Origin of the sequence: Goekera deserti (assembly GCF_010685995.1) — a bacterium.
Classification (GTDB): domain Bacteria; phylum Actinomycetota; class Actinomycetes; order Mycobacteriales; family Geodermatophilaceae; genus Goekera; species Goekera deserti.
Genome location: NZ_JAAGWK010000061.1, coordinates 1 through 510 on the forward strand (window position 1 = coordinate 1; position 510 = coordinate 510).

The 510-nt window shown below is 42.7% G+C and carries 1 protein-coding gene; it reads left to right on the forward strand.

Going from position 1 to position 510, the window contains the following annotated elements; translation table 11 throughout:
• Positions 1-132 precede the first annotated feature (132 nt).
• The gene (locus G1H19_RS22395; protein ID WP_163638908.1) at positions 133-468 is read left to right on the forward strand and encodes a hypothetical protein; all 336 of its coding nucleotides are present in this window, start codon (positions 133-135) and stop codon (positions 466-468) included.
• Positions 469-510 lie beyond the last annotated feature (42 nt).

Here is a 510-nt window from a genome sequence, read left to right on the forward strand (position 1 = left end):
ACGCAAGCCGATGAAATTAAGCTGATTAGCCAAGACAAGATTGACATTCTTGATCACACTGCAGCCGAAACGGTCTGAGTTGGTGCGAAAGACGCCGGTAAATCGAGGCCAGTCATCGTTCGTAAAAGAACTATGATAGAAACAAACAAAGACGCCTACGGGCTTGATTTGAAGAAATACAAGCTTGGTGGTGTTGCTCGTTTGCACAATGCTTTAAACAACATCAATCTTGAAGTTAAATCATTAGGATATGAAACCGTTGATTATGAAGCTGGTATCAATAAGTCGTATCGTTTGGTCAACAAGTCGCAAAAAACGAAGAACCAATCAATTGAATATGGTTCGTTTGATGATGCAAACGGCCTAGCCGGAATAGAAGCGCCAAACAACGGCTTCTTCGGGCTTGTCCAAATTGAAGAACCTGTTCTCATTGATGATCCCGGTAAGACGCCAACAAGAAGCGAATGAAATGCCGCTTTAAAGACCATTAAGGACTCGGTAAACCGTTCG

What these genes read in the sequence shown, in the direction of transcription:
- G1H19_RS22395 (WP_163638908.1), top strand. Translation starts at nt 133, where the DNA reads ATGATAGAAACAAACAAAGACGCCTACGGGCTTGATTTGAAGAAATAC.